This window comes from Pseudoselenomonas caprae, from assembly GCF_008271345.1.
GTDB classification, from domain to species: Bacteria; Bacillota; Negativicutes; order Selenomonadales; family Selenomonadaceae; genus Selenomonas_A; species Selenomonas_A caprae.
Map to the genome: position 1 here is coordinate 1 of NZ_VTOZ01000002.1, position 17,357 is coordinate 17,357.

The 17,357-nt window shown below is 54.7% G+C and carries 14 protein-coding genes; 12 read left to right on the top strand and 2 right to left on the bottom strand.

Annotation, left to right across the window (positions count from 1 at the left end):
• Nucleotides 1-25: 25 nt before the first annotated feature.
• Entirely contained in the window at nucleotides 26-1,996 is a 1,971-nt protein-coding gene (locus tag FZ041_RS01025) for a methyl-accepting chemotaxis protein (protein WP_149188245.1), read from the bottom strand.
• Between the two features lie 207 nt (nucleotides 1,997-2,203).
• On the opposite strand from FZ041_RS01025, the gene FZ041_RS01030 reads away from it, so the two are divergent.
• The 11 genes from FZ041_RS01030 (at nucleotide 2,204) to FZ041_RS01075 (ending at nucleotide 14,981) form a co-directional block, all read left to right on the top strand.
• On the top strand, nucleotides 2,204-2,851 hold the full coding sequence (locus FZ041_RS01030) for a trimeric intracellular cation channel family protein (protein ID WP_255449185.1): 648 nt from the start codon (nucleotides 2,204-2,206) through the stop codon (nucleotides 2,849-2,851).
• A gap of 204 nt (nucleotides 2,852-3,055) precedes the next feature.
• Nucleotides 3,056-3,265 (top strand): CAT RNA binding domain-containing protein, encoded by a 210-nt coding sequence (locus FZ041_RS14675; RefSeq protein ID WP_255449186.1) that lies wholly within the window; start codon nucleotides 3,056-3,058, stop codon nucleotides 3,263-3,265.
• The gene (locus FZ041_RS01035) at nucleotides 3,208-3,699 is read left to right on the top strand and encodes a BglG family transcription antiterminator (RefSeq protein ID WP_439653957.1); all 492 of its coding nucleotides are present in this window, start codon (nucleotides 3,208-3,210) and stop codon (nucleotides 3,697-3,699) included. Before FZ041_RS14675 ends, FZ041_RS01035 begins: the two co-directional genes overlap by 58 nt.
• Nucleotides 3,700-3,890: 191 nt before the next feature.
• Nucleotides 3,891-5,306: a TonB-dependent receptor gene (locus FZ041_RS01040; protein WP_149188246.1), complete on the top strand. Its 1,416-nt coding sequence runs from the start codon at nucleotides 3,891-3,893 to the stop codon at nucleotides 5,304-5,306.
• Between the two features lie 21 nt (nucleotides 5,307-5,327).
• Nucleotides 5,328-7,721 carry a glycoside hydrolase family 3 protein gene (locus FZ041_RS01045; RefSeq protein ID WP_149188247.1) on the top strand — a complete coding sequence of 798 codons (2,394 nt, stop codon included), beginning with the start codon at nucleotides 5,328-5,330 and terminating at the stop codon, nucleotides 7,719-7,721.
• Between the two features lie 28 nt (nucleotides 7,722-7,749).
• Nucleotides 7,750-9,111 (top strand): prolyl oligopeptidase family serine peptidase, encoded by a 1,362-nt coding sequence (locus tag FZ041_RS01050; RefSeq protein ID WP_149188248.1) that lies wholly within the window; start codon nucleotides 7,750-7,752, stop codon nucleotides 9,109-9,111.
• Between the two features lie 269 nt (nucleotides 9,112-9,380).
• Nucleotides 9,381-11,303 carry a beta-glucoside-specific PTS transporter subunit IIABC gene (locus tag FZ041_RS01055; protein WP_149188249.1) on the top strand — a complete coding sequence of 641 codons (1,923 nt, stop codon included), beginning with the start codon at nucleotides 9,381-9,383 and terminating at the stop codon, nucleotides 11,301-11,303.
• A 14-nt stretch (nucleotides 11,304-11,317) separates the two neighbouring features.
• A complete protein-coding gene (locus tag FZ041_RS01060) occupies nucleotides 11,318-12,727 on the top strand; it encodes a glycoside hydrolase family 1 protein (protein WP_149188250.1) in 1,410 nt (469 codons plus the stop codon).
• A gap of 203 nt (nucleotides 12,728-12,930) precedes the next feature.
• Nucleotides 12,931-13,713 carry a hypothetical protein gene (locus FZ041_RS01065; RefSeq protein WP_149188251.1) on the top strand — a complete coding sequence of 261 codons (783 nt, stop codon included), beginning with the start codon at nucleotides 12,931-12,933 and terminating at the stop codon, nucleotides 13,711-13,713.
• Between the two features lie 253 nt (nucleotides 13,714-13,966).
• Nucleotides 13,967-14,524, top strand: a complete 558-nt coding sequence (locus tag FZ041_RS01070; protein WP_149188252.1) for a gamma carbonic anhydrase family protein — start codon at nucleotides 13,967-13,969, stop codon at nucleotides 14,522-14,524.
• A 91-nt stretch (nucleotides 14,525-14,615) separates the two neighbouring features.
• Entirely contained in the window at nucleotides 14,616-14,981 is a 366-nt protein-coding gene (locus FZ041_RS01075) for a hypothetical protein (protein ID WP_149188253.1), read from the top strand.
• A gap of 58 nt (nucleotides 14,982-15,039) precedes the next feature.
• Here FZ041_RS01075 and FZ041_RS01080 read toward each other — a convergent pair whose 3' ends face one another.
• Nucleotides 15,040-15,681: a YigZ family protein gene (locus FZ041_RS01080; protein ID WP_149188254.1), complete on the bottom strand. Its 642-nt coding sequence runs from the start codon at nucleotides 15,679-15,681 to the stop codon at nucleotides 15,040-15,042.
• A gap of 217 nt (nucleotides 15,682-15,898) precedes the next feature.
• Here FZ041_RS01080 and FZ041_RS01085 point away from each other — a divergent pair, with 217 nt between their 5' ends.
• The gene (locus FZ041_RS01085) at nucleotides 15,899-17,275 is read left to right on the top strand and encodes an amino acid permease (RefSeq protein ID WP_149188255.1); all 1,377 of its coding nucleotides are present in this window, start codon (nucleotides 15,899-15,901) and stop codon (nucleotides 17,273-17,275) included.
• Nucleotides 17,276-17,357: the final 82 nt, after the last annotated feature.

Consider the following 17,357-nt stretch of genomic DNA (forward strand, 5'->3'; position numbering starts at 1 on the left):
TTTCTGTCATTGATGGAAGGCCATATCAGATCTTGAATCTGCCGATGGCTGTCTGCATGTCAGTAGCCATATGAGCCAGGGCCTGGGAGGCAGCGGCAATCTCTTCGTTCGAGGCGGATTGCTCTTCGGTGGCTGCCGATATGGTCTGGGTATTCTCCGAGGTCTTGCGGCTGATGGTGTCGATGGAGTCGACAGCGTTGACGATGTTGCCGGTGCCCTGGGCAACGGTTTCTACCGAGCGGTTGATCTCATCCATCTGGGTCTTGATGCCGTTGACCATCGTGAGGATACCCTCGAACTGCTCGCCGACTTCGCGGATGGCCATCGTGCCGGACTGGACTTCGTCCTTGCCGTTCTGCATGGCTTTGACAGCTTCGTAGGTATCATTCTGGATGGAGGCGATGCGTGCCTTGATCTGCTCTGCTGATTCCTGCGACTCGGAAGCCAGCTTGCGTACCTCTTCTGCGACGACGGCAAAGCCGCGGCCATGCTCGCCTGCGCGTGCAGCCTCGATGGCGGCGTTGAGCGACAGCAGGTTGGTCTGCTCGGCAATCGAGGAGATGGCCTCGACAATCTGGCCAATCTGGTTGCTGTTCTCGCCGAGTTTCTGGACGACTTCTGCCGAGGCCATGACGCTCTGCTCGATGTTGCCCATGCGCTTCACGGCGTTTTCCATGAGCTGGGAACCCTTCTGGGCGGCTTCGGCCGTCTGGGTCGAGGTTTCGGTGACTGTGCGGGCCTTGTCGGCCATGGCCGACACATCGGCATAGACCTCATCGACGTTCTTCTTGGCACCGTCGATATCGCTAAGCTGCTTTTCCATACTGATGGAAACTTCGCCGACGGTTTCCGCTACATGCACGGAGGCGTCAGCCGATTGCTGCGCGTTGGCTGTGAGCTCCTCCGACGAAGCTGCGACCTGCTCGCTTGTTGTTGCCATCTGAGCGATGAGCTTGCGCAGATTGGTGCTCATGGTGTTGAAGGCCTTTGTCAGCGAGCCGATTTCGTCGGACGACTCTACCGGCAGGGAATCGATGGCCAGATTGCCTTCGGCCATCTGCGAGGCATGAGATTCGAGCTTGCTCACAGGCTCGGTGATGCGCAGGGCGAAGCTGCGGCAGATCAGAGAGACCAGCAGCAAACCGATGATGGTAAGGATGCCAAATACCAGCCGCAGGTGGCTAAGCGAGGCAAAGACGAAGGAAGTCGGCACCGAAATGCCCATGATCCAACCGGTGGAGGGCACGGTCTGGTAGGCAAAGACTTTTGACTCGCCATTAATCGTCGCTTCGAAATACCCCTCGCCGTTCTTGACCATTTCGTCGAAATGGCTGCCAAGACCGTCGATATCTTTGAAGCTCTTCATTTGCTCGCCAGCACCGGAGGTGGCGAGGATGTTGCCGCTTTTTTCCATGATGATACCTGCGCCTTCGCCGTGGTATTTCATCTTGTTGGCTTGCTCTGCCAGGGCATCCAGTGCGATATCGACGCAGGTAGCGCCGATGAATTTGCCATCAGCCTTGACAGGTGCGGCTACGGATACGACCAGCTTGCCGGTGCTGGCCGCGATATAGGCATCCGTGAATAACACTTTGTCCTGCGCTTTTGCTTCTTTATACCAGGGGCGTTCGCGCGGGTCGCGCTTGCCGGTCTTGTCGCCGGTGTAGAAGCCCATCCACCAGCCGTCTTCGGTACCACCGGTCATTTCGAGGATTTCCTTATCGGAAATCGTCGTGCCCAGCGTTTCCTTGTTGTGCATGACATCGTAATTGCCGTTGAGGCTGGTCATGTAGTTGGTCGTGGCTTCGCCGAAGGCACGTTTTTCGCGCAGCCAGCCGTCAAGTGTCATGGCTTCACGCGAAACGGTGGCCCGCAGCTCACTGTCGACGCTTTTTTGCAGATCGCTGCTGGCCATGAAGTAACCGATGATTGAGACGGCTGCCATCAGCAGGCCCATGATACCAGATAGTATCATGAATTTTTGTTTTAATCCCATACGTATCCCTCTTTCAATTTGTCTAGTGATCGTTTCCTAACAAGCATATTTACGTATTCGTTAAAAAGGGATGAAATCCTGCTGCGAAAGCAGCAGAGCGCAAGGAATATTTCGGTTTTTTACCAGCAGAGTTGCCGGCTGTATTGACGGCGGCGGAGCCGCTGCGGTACGATAGTGGGGAGATAAAAGCGAGAGGATGGCAGGATTTTGGAGAGTTTGACTTGGGAGATTTTTGATATCATGGGCACTATTGCGTTTGCTGTATCGGGAGCAATGGTGGCTATCGAGAAGCGCATGGATGTGTTCGGCGTGATCGTGCTGGCCCTGCTGACCGCTGTGGGCGGCGGCATGGTGCGCGATGTGCTGGCGGGCATCACGCCGCCGGTGACGCTTTGCAATATCACGGATTTTGTCCTCGCGATGTTGACTGCGGCGCTTGTCAGCTGGCTGTATTCAGCCGGCTGGGTTTCGCATCGCGGCAAGCGCCATATCATATGGCTCTACAATATCTGCGATACGATCGGGCTGGCGTCCTTCACGATCACGGGCATGCTCACGGGGCTGTCCCACGAAAATGGCAATCCGTATCTGCTGCCGGTGCTGCTCGGCGTCATCACGGCCGTGGGCGGCGGCATCCTGCGCGACATCATGGCCCAGCGTATGCCGGTGGTGCTCTATAAGGACATCTATGCGACGGCCTCACTGGTGGGCGCGCTGATCTCATGCCTGCTCTATCCGTATATCGGCCTGCCAGGCATGGCCTGGCTCTGTTTTGTGATTGTGGTCGGCCTGCGGTTCAGTGCCCTGTATTACGGCTGGCATCTGTTCCATCCGCGGCCCAACCGGTTCCGTTGAGCAGAAGGCTTGAGAATCATTATAGAATAAATTTTGACAAGGCTGGTGGACTGTGATATACTTGGTTCTAGTTTGGAATTACTTTGTATTTTTTGACCGTGGTATGGATGGTGACATTAAGTTGGCCAAACCTTCGAAAATACGTGTGCTATTTTTGGAGGGATTCAGTATGATAGGTATGGATAAGGCAAGACAGATCTAGCAATGGGGATTGCTATACTGTTTTGCCTTTTTGTTTTGTCTGGCGTAGGGCTCTTGGGGGAATTTGACGTGCTGATAAAAAAGATATTGAACAATAACGTGATCGTGACTAGCGATGAGGATGGCTGCGAAGTTGTGGCTATGGGGCGTGGTATATTTGGGAGACACGGCGCTTCTATCCGCAGGAATTTGCCCTGGCGGAGAAAGCCGTGATGATGATCGATGCGCAGTTTGACGTCGATATGCCCGAGGATGAGGCTGGCTTCATCGCCATGCATCTCATCGACGCGCAGCTGGATCTCAAGCAGCCGATGGCCGACAAGATCCTCCACCTCATCGAGGAGATATCCAACATCGTGCGGCGGACCTGCGGCATCGAGTTAGACAAGGATTCCCTGCCCTATTACCGCTTTGTCACACATCTGAAATTCTTTGCGCAGCGGATGTTCAGTGGAGTGAATCCGCCGCAGGACGACGTGGACGAAGAGATGGAAGCGATGGTACAGAAGAAATACCAGCGCGCCCATGAATGTGTCGAGAAGATTGCAGCCTTCCTGGCGCGCAAGTACCGCTATGCGGTAAGCGGCGATGAGCAGTTCTATCTGATGATCCATATCGCTAAGATTATCCGCAAAAGCCAGGAGTAATCCTGTCCTATATAAATAAAGGCAAGGGCTGAGCCGGAACTTTTAGGGGAGAGCGCAGGCAAGGCTTAAGCGCAGAGAGAGGTGACACGGAAGCAGCAGGTAATCCCCGCTGGATGGTGACATTAAGTTGGCCAAACCTTCAAGATTTAATGTAGTGAGTATCATGAAATTCAAATTTTGGAGGAAGACAGATGAAAAATTGGACGAAGCAAAGCAGGAGAACGTTTGGGGCAGCTGTCGTCGCGGCAGCGCTGGCACTGGGCAATGGTGTGACTGGCGAGGCCGCTGCCAATGGTTTTCTGGCAGAAGTGCCGGTAAATGACTGGTCCTATGGCGCGGTCAATGATTTGATTGCTGCCGGCGTTGTGCCGGACTATACGCTGGCGATTCCTGAGGGCCGCATCATGAGCCGTATGGAGATGGCCATGATCGTCGATGCCGCCATGCAGAATCAGGCGGCGATGACCGAGGCCCAGCAGGCCGAGCTCAAGAAGCTCAATGAGGCGTATTACTATGACATCAAGAAGGCCCGTATGCTGGCCAAGCTCGATGCCATGGACATGAGCGAAACGAGCGGAAAGGGTGAAGCGTCGTTCACGCCGGAGGAGAGGGAAGGACTCAAGAAAGCGGCAGCACTGGCAGACAAGCTTTCCATCAGCGGCTATGCGCGCCTGCGCAATGACCATTACCTGAAGGACAATGGAGCGGGCGGTACGGCACGCTCGACGCGGGCCAATATGGTCCATATTGCGGTCAACTCGACCTATAAGATCAATGAGGATTGGCAGGCGCATGCGGATGTGGGCTATCGTGGCACTTTCAGCGCGCTGAACAAGGACAGCAAGAGCATATCGCCCGATGAGGACCATGCAGGCGTCACGATCGATCCGTATGTCACGGGCCGCTTCCCGAAGCTGGGCCTTGACGTCAAGGTCGGCAAATGGAACGAGTGGAACATCTATGGCTGGGGCATGGACATCGATTGCGACTTCGCCGGCATCCAGCTCGTCCAGGGCAAGAAGAAATTCAAGACCTTCTTCACGACGGGCAAGATGGATCTTTGGGACTATGCAATGGGCGGCAATCGCGAGGATGAACAGGTCACGAGCCTGCGTTTCTTCTATCCGTTTGATGACAAGAACGACATCAACTTCGGTCTCTCCTCGAGTTCGGCTATGGCCAGCCGTTATCAAGATCCGGATCAGGGCCGTGTCCTCTACTACTTCGTCCATGGACATCATGTCTTCGACAAGAACTGGCAGGTATGCGCTGGCCTTATCAACAGCAATGCCAAACGGGACAGCAGCAATCCGGATGAGGGTACCAAAACGAAACAGCCGGGCCGCTGGCTGCAGGTCCAGTACAAGGGTGCAGATCTTAGTAAGCCGGGCTCCTATGGCATCACGGCAACCTATCGCTATGAGCCAGCGCTTTCCTGGCCGACGGTCACGGATTGGTGCGGGCTCAACGAGAAATTCATCCGCCTCGGTGTGAATTACGTGCCGGCCAAGAACATCATGCTCGACACATTCTACACCTGGGGCCGTGAAATCGATACGGATAAACGCTCGGATCTTTATCGCTTCCAGGCGCAGTTGTTCTTCTAAGGGGATAGGGGGAATCCAATCATGAATAAGAAACGCAATGCAGCTTTGGCCGTGGCCCTGATGCTGGCGATGGCTGGTACACAGGTGCAGGCAGCTTCGGCAGTGGAGTATACAGAGACCAAGACGGCCGATGGCTATGCGCTGATCCAGAACAAGGATGGTGCTGAGCTGGGCTTTATGCCGGATTCTGGCGTAAAGATACTGACTGTCGATGGCAAGGCTTTCAAGGACATGAACCGCAATGGCAAGCTGGACCGCTATGAGGACTGGCGGCTGACGCCCCAGGAGCGGGCGGAGGATTTGGCGCGCCAGCTCAGCACGGAGGATATTGCCGGCCTGATGCTTTACAGCATGCATCAGCGCAATCTCAAACCAGAGCTCAACGACGAACAGCGGAAGATGCTGCGGGACGACCATGTGCGTACGGTGCTCAATGCTGACAGCACGGCCAGCAATGAGGTTACGGCCAAGTGGAATAACGCCATGCAGGCCTATGCGGAAAGCTTGCCCTTTGCCATCCCCGCCAACACGAGCTCAGATCCGCGCAGCGATGCCCGCGGCAACGGTGTGTATCTCAAGGATGTGACGGGGGGCGTATCGCGCTGGCCCAGCAATCTTGGCATCGCGGCGACCTTTGACCCGTCGATTGCCAAGGAGTTTGGCGAGATTTCCTCGAAGGAATACCGCCTGCTCGGCATCGGCACGGGGCTTTCGCCGCAAATCGATTTGGCGACCGACCCGCGCTGGACGCGTTACTATGGCACCTTCGGCGAAGATCCGGCCCTGTCCCGCGACATGGCCCAGGCGATGATGGACGGCGTGCAGTCGACTATCGTGAATGGCAAGGACATGGGCTGGGGCAAGTACAGCGTCAATGCGATGATGAAGCATTGGCCAGGTGACGGTGTTGGCGAAGGAGGCCGTGAGGCGCATTCGAAGTACGGCAAGTACGCGGTCTATCCAGGCGGGCAGTTCAACGCACAGCTGATTCCCTTCGTGGAAGGCGGCCTCAGACTCGCGGGCAAGACGAAGATGCCGAGTGCGGTCATGAGCTCGTATTCGATCGCCTGGAGCGATGATGGCTCACTGGGCGAGAAAGTCGGCAGTGCCTTCAGCAAGTTCAAGATCGGCCTGCTGCGCGATAAGTACCATTACGATGGCGTCATCTGCACGGACTGGTGTGTCACGCATGATATCCCGAAGGAAGTGGGCAAGGGCATTTCGACGGCCTGGGGTGTTGAGCACGATAATGAGGTCGTGCGTCACTATAAGGCTTTGATGGCTGGTGTCGACCAGTTCGGCGGCAACAATGACAAGCAGCCGGTGCTTGCTGCCTATGCAATGGGCGTCAAGGAACACGGCAAGGCTTTCATGGACGCGCGCTTTCAGCAGTCGGCAGTGCGTCTGCTGCGCAATATCTTCCAGATAGGCCTGTTCGAGAATCCGTACCTTGATGTGGCAAGGACCGTGCGTGAGGTCGGTAATCCGCAGGACAAGGCGAAGGGCTATGCTGCACAATTAAAGTCCATCGTCATGCTCAAGAACAAGGACCGTGTAATCCATAAGGCAGTGGCCGGGACTGCCAAGCCGACGGTCTACATTCCGATGATTTACCGCCCGGCTGCGGAGAACAAGACCTTCCATACGTATACACCGGCTAAGTGGAGCCTGCCTGTGGATTTAAAGACGGCAGAAGAGTATTTCCATGTTGTTACCGATACGGTGGGAGAGCTCACAGCTGTTGACCGCGATGGCAGGCCGATGGCTGCTGTCACGGATATCAAGCGGCTGGCACCGGCTGAGGCCGCGAAAGCCGATATGGTGCTGGCAGTCATCGACAATCCGACGAATGCGGGCAACCAGTTTGATGGATTAGGCTGCGATGAACAGGGCAATTTTATCCCGCTGTCGCTGCAGTATGGCAAGTATACGGCTGATTCGGCTGCTGTCCGCCGCCAGTCCATCGCCCACGATGAGGGGGAGAACCGCAGCTACTTTGGCCGCACAGCCCGCATCACGAATGCGACAGACCTTGACAGCGTCAAATACGGCCGCGAATGTGCGGAAAAATCTGGCAAGAAAATGCCGGTCATCACGATGGTTCATGCGTTGAAGCCCATGATTTTCAGTGAGATAGAGCCGCTGTCTGATGCAATCGTTGTCGGTTATGGTGTAAGCGATGCTGCGTATTTCGACATCGTGACGGGCAAGGCTGAGCCGCAGGGCCTGCTGCCGATGCAGCAGCCGAAGGATATGGTGACGGTCGAGGGGCAGTGCGAGGATGTCCCGCGCGATATGGAGTGCTATAAGGACAGCGAGGGCCACAGCTATGACTTCGCCTATGGCCTCAACTGGAAGGGCGTCATCAAGGATGGCCGCACGGCTAAATACGATGTGCCGGTTTTGAAACGTTGAGCAATGGTTTTATGAGGGGGAGAAAGATATGACTAGGAAACAGCTTCAGCAGATGATACGTTTGAGTCTTTGCGGTGTCATGGCCGCCGGTGTATTCGCGTTGGGGACGCCTGCTTCATTGGCGGCCGTGCCGGCGCAGCAGCCGTCCTATAAGACCGTGACGGAAACCTTTGACTGGGGACCGTCCGTGTCCAAGGTCATCGTGGATCTGGGCCGCACGGTCAAGGCTAGCGAAGTGAATACGGGAACCTTCAAGGTACATGTGCGCCGGGAATTGGCCGAAGGGGCCATCACTCCTGCCGAAGCCATGCGGGAAAAGCAGGGGGCGACGATTTCTTTAGGGGCGGAATCGACTTCGGACAAAGATCTGGAGGGTGACCGTCAGGTAACGAAGGCCTATGTATCGGATGCTAAGGGCAATCCCGTGGAAAGTGGCGGATATGTGACCTTGGAAATGGCCGTAAGCCCCACGGACACGCTGGGGGCTGCGCTGAACTTCGATCTGCATACCATGTTGAACAACTGGGTGAAGCCCCACTATACCATCACCGATGGCAGAAAGCTGGTGGTGGACAACAATCAGGGGGATATCCGTCCGCAGGCTGATAAGTTCCACTACAACCATGAACTGGTGGTGCGCAACTCCTTCCCCTATGCCAGCTATGAGCCGGAGCTGAAGAATAAGGACGAGAAAAAGCCCTTGATTATCTGGCTCCATGGCATGGGAGAAGGGGGGAATTCCCCGTCCCTGCCCATTATGGGCAATAAGGCTACCCAGTTTGCCGATGCATCCATCCAGAAATACTTTGGCGGTGCCTATGTGCTGGCTCCGCAGGCCAGAACCTATTGGATGCATGGCTATAAGGGCTTTGCCGATGGCACATCCATCTATTCCGAGTCGCTGATGGAATGCATCAAGGCCTATGTGGCCAAGCATCCCCATGTGGACGAGAACCGCATTTACGTCGGCGGGGATTCCAACGGCGGTTATATGACCATGCTGCTCGTGCGCGACAATCCAGGGTTTTTTGCTGCGGCCTTCCCGACCTGCGAAGGGCTCAAGGACAGCCTGATTTCCGATAAGGATCTCAAGAATATCGCCAAGACGCCGATATGGTTCACGGCGGCCAAGACCGATACGGTGCTGCCGCCCAAGGACTATGCAGTACCGACGGTAGCACGGCTCAAAAAGGCTGGTGCCGATGTGCATTTCAGCTTCTTTGACAAGGTGGTGGACACCAGCGGCAAGTATAAGAAAGCCGATGGCACTCCGTATGAGTACATGGGCCACTGGTCCTGGATCTACGTCTATAACGATGAATGCGAGGATACCATTGGAGGCAAGACTGTAAAACTCTTCCAGTGGATGGCCGCGCAGAAGCGTAAATAAAGGCAGGAAAAAAGAGGGAGGTTATTTCATAGCCTCTCTTTTTCCACATGGATTTATCGTATCGCTAAAGAAAACGGTGAGGATTTTATTGACATTTCTTCGCTGATTTGTTATTATTGTAATCGAGTTAAGCGGGATGGTTACGCGCGAGCGGCCAAACCTTGAGGGCTTTTTCTGTTCTCACGGTTGATCCACGCTTTTTTTTTATGTTTAGGATGGTTACATTAGGTTGGCCAAACCTTCAAAGTTGTTTAATTTTGGAGGGATTCATGATGAAGAAGTATGAAGAACTAGCAAAAGACATTGTCCGTCACGTGGGTGGCGAGACAAATGTCATCAGCTTGGCCCACTGCATCACGCGGCTGCGGTTCAAGCTCAAGGACGAGAGCAAGGCAGATACGGAGTATCTGAAGGCTCGCGAAGGTGTCGTGACCGTCATCCAGAGCGGCGGGCAGTATCAGGTGGTCATCGGCAATGAAGTGGCCGATGTCTATGATACGGTGCTGGAAGTGTCGGGAATCGCCGGCAACGCTCCTAAGGGCGGTGAGGAAGAAGAGGATAAGAACCTCAGCCCCCTGGACCGGTTCATTGATTTGATTTCCGGCGTGTTCCAGCCGGTACTCAGCGTGCTGGTGGCAACCGGCATGATCAAGGGCTTCACGGCGCTCTTTATGGCCGTGGGGCTGGTGGACGCCAAGAGCGGCATGGCTCAGATGCTCAATATCCTAGGGGATATGTTCTTCTATTTCCTGCCGATTTTCCTTGGCCTTACGGCAGCCCGGAAGTTCAAGATGAACGAATTCACGGGTATGGCTATCGGCGCGGCATTGGTTTATCCCACGGTTTCTGCCATCATGAAGGGGGAAACGCTGTACACCCTCTTTGACGGCACGATTTTCCAGTCGGCCATTCATATGGAACTGCTGGGCCTGCCTGTGATCCTGATGAATTACGCTTCCAGCGTCATTCCCATCATCGTGGCCGTATGGTTCGGTGCCAAGGTGGAAAAGGCAGTGGCGAAGGTCATGTCCACCATGCTCAAGAGCTTCTTGACGCCGTTCTTCACCATACTGATTGTGGTGCCGCTGACCTTCATGGTCATTGGCCCGGTGGCAACCTGGGCTGGCCAGATCGTCGGCGCCGCAGCTATGGCTATCTACAACGTCAGCCCAGCCATTGCGGGACTGTTCATCGGTGCTTTCTGGCAGGTCTTCGTCATGTTCGGCCTGCATTGGGGCCTTATCCCCATCATGATCAACAACATCACGGTATATGGCTTCGATCCGCTTGTCGTTACGTATTTTGGCTGTTCGTTTGCGCAGATTGGTGTTGTCCTCGGCATTTTCCTGCGTACAAAGGATGCAAAATTAAAAAGTCTTTCCCTGCCGGCCTTCATCTCGGGCATCTTCGGTGTTACGGAGCCATGCATCTATGGCGTCACGCTGCCCCGTAAGAAATACTTCATCATTTCCTGCATCGGTGGTGCTATCGGCGGTGCGCTGATGGCCCTGCTGTCCGTCAAGTTGTTCATGTTCGGCGGTCTTGGCATCTTTGGCTATCCGACCTTCATCGACACGCAGACGGGAGATCTTTCCGGTATGTATGGCGGCATGATCGCCTCGGCTGTCTCGTTTGCCTTTGGCCTTATCGTCACGGCAGTCCTCTATAAGGATGCCAAGCCGGCTGCGGCAGCGGAAAAGCTGACGGTCATCGAGGAAAAAGACGGCCGGACGGCGGAGCGTGAGGTCATCAAGGCACCGCTGGCTGGTTTGCTGGTTGCTTTGGAAGATGTGGCTGACGAGGCGTTCGCCACGGGCGTCCTCGGCAAGGGCATCGCCATCGACCCGTCGGATGGCCGCGTGGTCGCTCCGGCCGACTGCACGGTCATGACGCTGTTCCCGACGGCTCATGCGATCGGTCTGATCACCGACAAGGGCACGGAGCTGCTCATCCATATCGGCATGGATACGGTAAAGCTGGAGGGCCAGCATTTCACGGCTAAGGTCAAGCAGGGTGAGCATGTGAAGGCTGGGCAGACGCTTATCGAGTTCGATGCAGCAGCTATCCGGGCGGCGGGTTATGATGTCACGACGCCGGTGCTCGTCACGAATACGGATCAGTATATGGATATCGTCACGGTCACGGGGCAGGAAATCAAAGAAGAAGAAAATCTTCTGACGGTAATCGCATAAAGGAGTTTTGCACAATGGCTTTTCCTAAGGATTTTTTATGGGGCGGCGCGGTAGCTGCCAATCAGTGCGAAGGTGCGTACAACGAAGATGGCAAGGGCATCGATATCCAGGATATCATGCCGCGCGGCATCAAGGGGGCGCCGACGGCCGAGCCGACCGCCGACAATATGAAACTTGTCGGCATCGACTTCTATCATCGCTACAAGGAGGATGTGAAGCTCTTTGCCGAGATGGGGTTCAAGGTGTTCCGCACCTCGATTGCCTGGAGCCGCATCTATCCGCATGGCGATGATGCAGAGCCCAACGAAAAGGGCCTGCAATTCTACGATGACCTGTTTGACGAGTGCCATAAATATGGCATCGAACCTCTCGTGACGATTTCCCATTATGAGACGCCGCTGCATCTGGCAAAGGAATACAATGGCTGGATAAGCCACGATCTCATAGGCTTCTATGAGCGCTATGTACGCACGATATTCGCGCGGTATAAAGATAAGGTGAAATACTGGCTGACCTTCAACGAAATCAACTCCGTGCTCCATGCGCCGCTCATGAGTGGCGGCATTATGACGCCGTTGGCAGAGCTCAGCAAGTCCGACCTTTATCAGGCATGCCATCATGAGCTCGTGGCTTCGGCACTGGCTACGAAGATTGGGCATGAGATCGATCCGCAGGCGCAGATTGGCTGCATGGTCCTGTCTATGCCGACTTATCCCTTGACGCCAAAGCCGGATGATGTGATTGCTGCCATGCAGGCCAATAATCTCAATGATTTCTTTGGCGATATGCATGTCCGCGGTGTTTATCCCGGCTATATGAAGCGTTATTTCCGGGAAAATGGCATTACGATAAAGACCACGCCCGAAGAACTGGCCTTGCTGAAAGAACATACAGTAGATTTTGTTTCATTCAGCTACTATGTCAGCATTTGTGAAACGGCGGATAAATCCAAGACCAAGGGCGAAGGGAATCTCATCGGTGGTGTAAAGAATCCCTATCTGCAGGAATCCGAATGGGGCTGGCAGATTGACCCGCAGGGGCTCCGCTTTGTGCTCAACCGATTCTATAACCGTTGGCAGAAACCGTTGTTCATTGTCGAGAATGGGCTCGGGGCGAAAGACGAGCTCGTTGATGATGGCAAGGGGGGCAAGACGGTCAACGACGATTACCGCATCGCGTATTTGAATGACCATCTCGTGCAGGTCGGCGAAGCCATCGAAGATGGCGTGCCAGTCATGGGCTATACGACCTGGGGATGCATTGACCTTGTCAGTGCATCGACAGCACAGCTGGCCAAACGCTATGGTTTCATCTACGTCGATCGCCATGACGACGGTTCAGGCACGCTGGCGCGCTACCGCAAGAAATCCTTCTGGTGGTACAAAGATGTCATAGCCAGCAATGGCGAGAGCCTGAAAAAATAAGTACATTTCTATACCAGGGCAAGAAGTCCACGCTGGCAGAGAGCGTGGACTTCTTGTGGTATCGCCTTCCCCTTTGGGGAAGGTGTCAGCTGCAGGCTGACGGAAGAGGTTTATGTAGAGGATATTCCTTGACGGAAACAGTTCCTATGCGTATGATGGTAGTAGAGGACGAAACTTGGGGATGATGGGAGGCAAAGGTAGGATTGCTGGAAAAACTGACTTTTGAGATGGAAGAATATCCGCTGAAAGTGGAACTGCTCGTGAAGGAGCGTCAATTGTATTACCGTGTCACGCATGGTGAGGAAGGCGATACGGCGAAGATGCAGGTGCTGGAGGGTGGCCGCCGCTGGCTGCGCCATCTGGAGAAGCTGCATCTGGAGTCCTGGCGGGCGAGCTACCAGCCGGAGACGCCGCCGGAGCAGCATCATCTGTGGCGGCTGGCGTTCAAGGATTCGAAGATCGGCATGCGTCGCATCGTGGGCGATCAGGCATATCCTGGCAGCTGGGCTGCGTTTGTCGATCTCATGAACCGGCTGCCCGGGGTCGAGATCCACAAGGTGCGCCAGCTGGAGCAGGTGTCGCTTATCCTGCATGATACAATCGAGAACAGCGGTGGCAGCATCTATCTGCCGAAGCAGAAGCAGATCCAGCTGGTGGAGAAGCTGATCATCAATCGTGGCAAGCATATCGTGGTATTCACGCGCCATAAGCAGGGGCTGGGCACGGAGCGCCATGCGTTCGACTCGGTGCGCAATGTGCCGCTGCTGCTGGAGCGCATTGCAGCGCAGGCGGCGCGGTTCAGCGCGCAGTCGGATACGATCGCCGATGACTATCTGCCGCAGGTGGAATGGAAGCTCATCTGGCACGATGGCACAGAGGACAGCGGCAGTTACACGCTGCGAGGCAAGGAGATGCCTGAGCAGTGGAAGGAATTCATCCATGAGATTGAGCTTTTCACCGGCAATGTGCGCGGTAAATTGTTCTAAAAGCGGCATAAAAAGAAAGAAAAAGATAAAAGACGAGCAAAAAATAGGGAAAGCGCTTGCTTTTTTCTTGGTGTGGTGCTATGATATGCGCAGGGATAGGCGGACGTATGAGCTGCATCCCACTCGTAATCGTTTTCTCAATTACGATTTACAAGGGTCGTAGTTGAAGACAACGTTCCTTGTATAAAAGGGCTTCGCAGTTTGAGGACAATGGCGAGGCTCTTTTATTTTGACCGGTCAAAGGAGTGTTTCTATGTATACGCTTAAAGATAATGTGTTCAAGGGCATCCGCCCGCAGATTGATGAGGAAGCGTTTGTCGCGCCGCAGGTATTCGTGGCTGGCGATGTGCGGGTTGCGCGGTTTGCAAGTCTTTGGCCGGGGGTCGTGGCGCGCGGGGATGTGAACTATATCTCGGTCGGTGAGTGCTCGAATGTGCAGGACCTGGCCTGCCTGCATGTGGCTGACGATCATCCGTGCATCATCGGCGACTATGTGACAATCGGTCATGGTGCTGTCGTGCATGGCTGCGAGATCGAAGATCATGTGCTCATCGGCATGAATGCTACGGTGTTGACTGGAGCGAAGATTGGCCGTGGCTCCATCATTGCGGCGGGAGCGTTGGTCCGTGAGAATGATGTGATCCCGCCGAACTCGCTAGTGGTCGGCGTGCCGGGCAAGGTGGTGCGCACGCAGGACAGGCTGGCAAGCATCCATGCGCAGGCCATCAAATATAAATGCGAGTGGGCCATCGATTATGGCGTCAAGCCGGACATTGCCGGTGAGACCTACCATGGTGAAAAAATAATCTGAATTTAATGATATGAGGAAGAAAGGCCTATTTCAGCGGGCCTTTTTTTTCGGTATAATAAAGATAGGGTTATGGTAGGAATGAGGTGAGTATATGGAAGTCGTATCGATTCCCAATGTGCTCTACAATCCCACGGATCGGATTTCGCCCTATCTCATGGGAAAAGCAGGTGTCGCTAGTCCGGAAGGAAACGATGGCAGCTTGGAGACACTCAGAGCGCAGAAATTCAATTATCGTTCACAGATTGCTGAGCTCGACCGTATCAGTGCGGATGCGAATGCGGAGAAAATCAGCGATCTGAGTGGACAGCTGAAACAGGTAGAAGACCAAATCAAAGATGTGGCGAGCGATCATTTCTTTGGTGAGGCGTATACGGTAAGTATCAGCCCCGAGGCACAGGCCATGTATGGCTTGGCGTCTGATAGGGAACTGTCAGCTCAGCAGGATAAGATGTTATAAAATAAGAGGTGTTGCCCAAGGTTTTTGCGGGCAACACCTCTTTTGTCGTTGGCGGTATTTACGAGGCGGGAATGGCGATGAGCTGCTCATCGCCGGGGGTGATACTTGCGCGCCCGGCCGTGAGGTCGGTAAGCTCTGCCTGTACATGTTCGATGGCAGCAGGCTCGATGAGCAGGTGCAGGCTGACGTTATCTGCATAGTCGGCTTCGAGGCTGCGGATTTCATGTTGGCGCATCCAGTGCTCGACGGTGGCGAGCAGGTCGTAGCCCACGGCCACATCGAGCTGCTGGAAGGGAGTCATCGCGAGCACCGTGGCGGCCTCGATGCCGAGCACGGCCGCGTGGCTGTAGGCGCGTATCAGTCCGCCTGCGCCGAGCTTGATGCCCCCGAAGTAGCGCGTGACGACGACGACGATATTCGTGAGCTCGTTTTTCTTGATGGCTTCGAGTATCGGATTGCCGGCCGTGCCGCCGGGCTCACCGTCGTCGTTGGATTTCTGCTTGTCGGCGCCCTCGCCGAGCACATAGGCCGAGCAGTTATGGCGTGCGTCGAAGTATTTCTTCTTCATCGACTGGATGAAGGCGCGGGCTTCTTCTTCGGTGTCGACATGGCGCAGATGTGTGATGAATTTCGACTTCTGTATCTCATAGAGCGTCTCGATGGAGTCATCGGTCTCCTGGATGGTTCGGTATGCGTTCATAGTTTCACCTCTTGGCAGGAATTGTCTTGCTTTATTATAGCGTAATATCTGTGACGGCGGAACGGGAAATTTATTTTATAAAACTTTTCTTAGCCTATAGTATTTCCCTGGCGTTTGTAGTATCCTTTAGGAAGTAATAAATGAAGTGCCGCGGATGGCAGATGCTATACAAATCACAAACAGGCAGCGGTACTGGGAAGGTTGTGTTAGTAAGGTCATGAACGAATCGAAAATGAACAGAGGGTTGAAGAACAGGCACTTGCAGCTGATTTCGCTGGGCGGAGTCATCGGCAGTGGCTACTTCCTCGGTACGGGGTATGTCCTCGAAAAGGCCGGGCCAGCGTCGATACTGGCGTATCTTTTAGGCGGTCTCATCGTGCTCTGCGTGATGCTCTGCCTGGCGGAGCTGGCCGTCGAAAAGCCGATATCGGGGTCATTCGTCAATTATGCGCAGGAGCATATCTCTTCAACCTGGGCGTGCGGCGTAGGCTGGGCCTATTGGATCACCTGGGTCGCGTATGTTCCCTCGGAGATGATCGCCGCGGGAATCATCATGAATAATTTCTTGCCGATGGTCAGTCAGCTTTGGTGGGCGGTGCTCTTCAGTCTGATCGTGACCTGTATCAATCTGTTTCATGTCGATAAGTTCGGCGAGAGCGAGTCGTGGCTGGCACTCATCAAGATTGTTGCTCTCGTGGCCTTCAGTATCGTGGCTGGGCTCATCTGCCTTGGCCTCATCGGCGATCAGGGCTATATCGGCACCAGCGTGCTCCTGGGCAGCGGTGGTTTTGCACCGAATGGCTACTGGGCTATCGTGCTGACGATGGTCATCATCCTGGTCAATTTCCAGGGAACGGAAATCATCGGCCTGGCCGCAGGCGAATGCAAGGACCCGGCTAAGAGCATTCCAACTGCTGTCCGCAATGTGACGTGGCGCATCATTGCGCTCTATATCATTCCGATTTTGCTGCTGATTTCGATTTTGCCCTGGGACAAGGCAACGCTGGAAGAGAGCGTATTTGCCGCAGCAGTCAATCAGTATGGCTTTACGGGGTTTGGTGCGTTCTTTGCGTTTGTCATCTTGACGGCGGCCATTTCGTGCTCGAATTCGGGTCTCTATGGCGCGGCACGGGCGATGCATGCGCTGGCAAAGCTTGATATGGCTCCCAAGGCTTTGGGCAAGCTCAACGACAATGGCATGCCATCGCGGGCCATCCTCGTTTCCATCTGTGCCTGCTGGGCGGTTATCCTGCTCTATGCATTCAATCCGGATTCTGTGATTTACACCTATTTGCTGGCTGTTTCAGGTTTTACCGGTGCGATTGCCTGGATTTCCATCTGCTGGAGCCAGTATCGTTTCCGCAAGCAGCTGATGGCTGAGGGCAAGGTGGACACGCTGCGCTACAAGACACCGTTGTTCCCGTATGTCACGCTGTTTGGCATCTGGGCACAGGTCTTCTGCCTGGTGGTCATGATTTTTACGCCAGAGCTGCAGGAAGCCCTGTTTGCCGGCATCCCGATGCTGGTGCTGCCGATGGCGTGGTATCATCTGCGGGCAAAACGCCGCGCGGCCTTAGCGCGGGCAGCGCATTGATATAAAAAACATAAGGCAAGGTTCATTGGATAGCAAATCCCCCGTAAACTGGATGGACAATCTGGTTTACGGGGGATTTTTG

Excerpts from the sequence above, each read along its gene's own strand:
- FZ041_RS01025 (WP_149188245.1), bottom strand. The coding sequence starts at position 1,996 with ATGGGATTAAAACAAAAATTCATGATACTATCTGGTATCATGGGCCTG.
- FZ041_RS14675 (WP_255449186.1), top strand. The coding sequence starts at position 3,056 with ATGGGGATTGCTATACTGTTTTGCCTTTTTGTTTTGTCTGGCGTAGGG.
- FZ041_RS01040 (WP_149188246.1), top strand. The coding sequence starts at position 3,891 with ATGAAAAATTGGACGAAGCAAAGCAGGAGAACGTTTGGGGCAGCTGTC.
- FZ041_RS01045 (WP_149188247.1), top strand. The coding sequence starts at position 5,328 with ATGAATAAGAAACGCAATGCAGCTTTGGCCGTGGCCCTGATGCTGGCG.
- FZ041_RS01050 (WP_149188248.1), top strand. The coding sequence starts at position 7,750 with ATGACTAGGAAACAGCTTCAGCAGATGATACGTTTGAGTCTTTGCGGT.
- FZ041_RS01055 (WP_149188249.1), top strand. The coding sequence starts at position 9,381 with ATGATGAAGAAGTATGAAGAACTAGCAAAAGACATTGTCCGTCACGTG.
- FZ041_RS01060 (WP_149188250.1), top strand. The coding sequence starts at position 11,318 with ATGGCTTTTCCTAAGGATTTTTTATGGGGCGGCGCGGTAGCTGCCAAT.
- FZ041_RS01070 (WP_149188252.1), top strand. The coding sequence starts at position 13,967 with ATGTATACGCTTAAAGATAATGTGTTCAAGGGCATCCGCCCGCAGATT.
- FZ041_RS01075 (WP_149188253.1), top strand. The coding sequence starts at position 14,616 with ATGGAAGTCGTATCGATTCCCAATGTGCTCTACAATCCCACGGATCGG.
- FZ041_RS01080 (WP_149188254.1), bottom strand. The coding sequence starts at position 15,681 with ATGAACGCATACCGAACCATCCAGGAGACCGATGACTCCATCGAGACG.
- FZ041_RS01085 (WP_149188255.1), top strand. The coding sequence starts at position 15,899 with ATGAACGAATCGAAAATGAACAGAGGGTTGAAGAACAGGCACTTGCAG.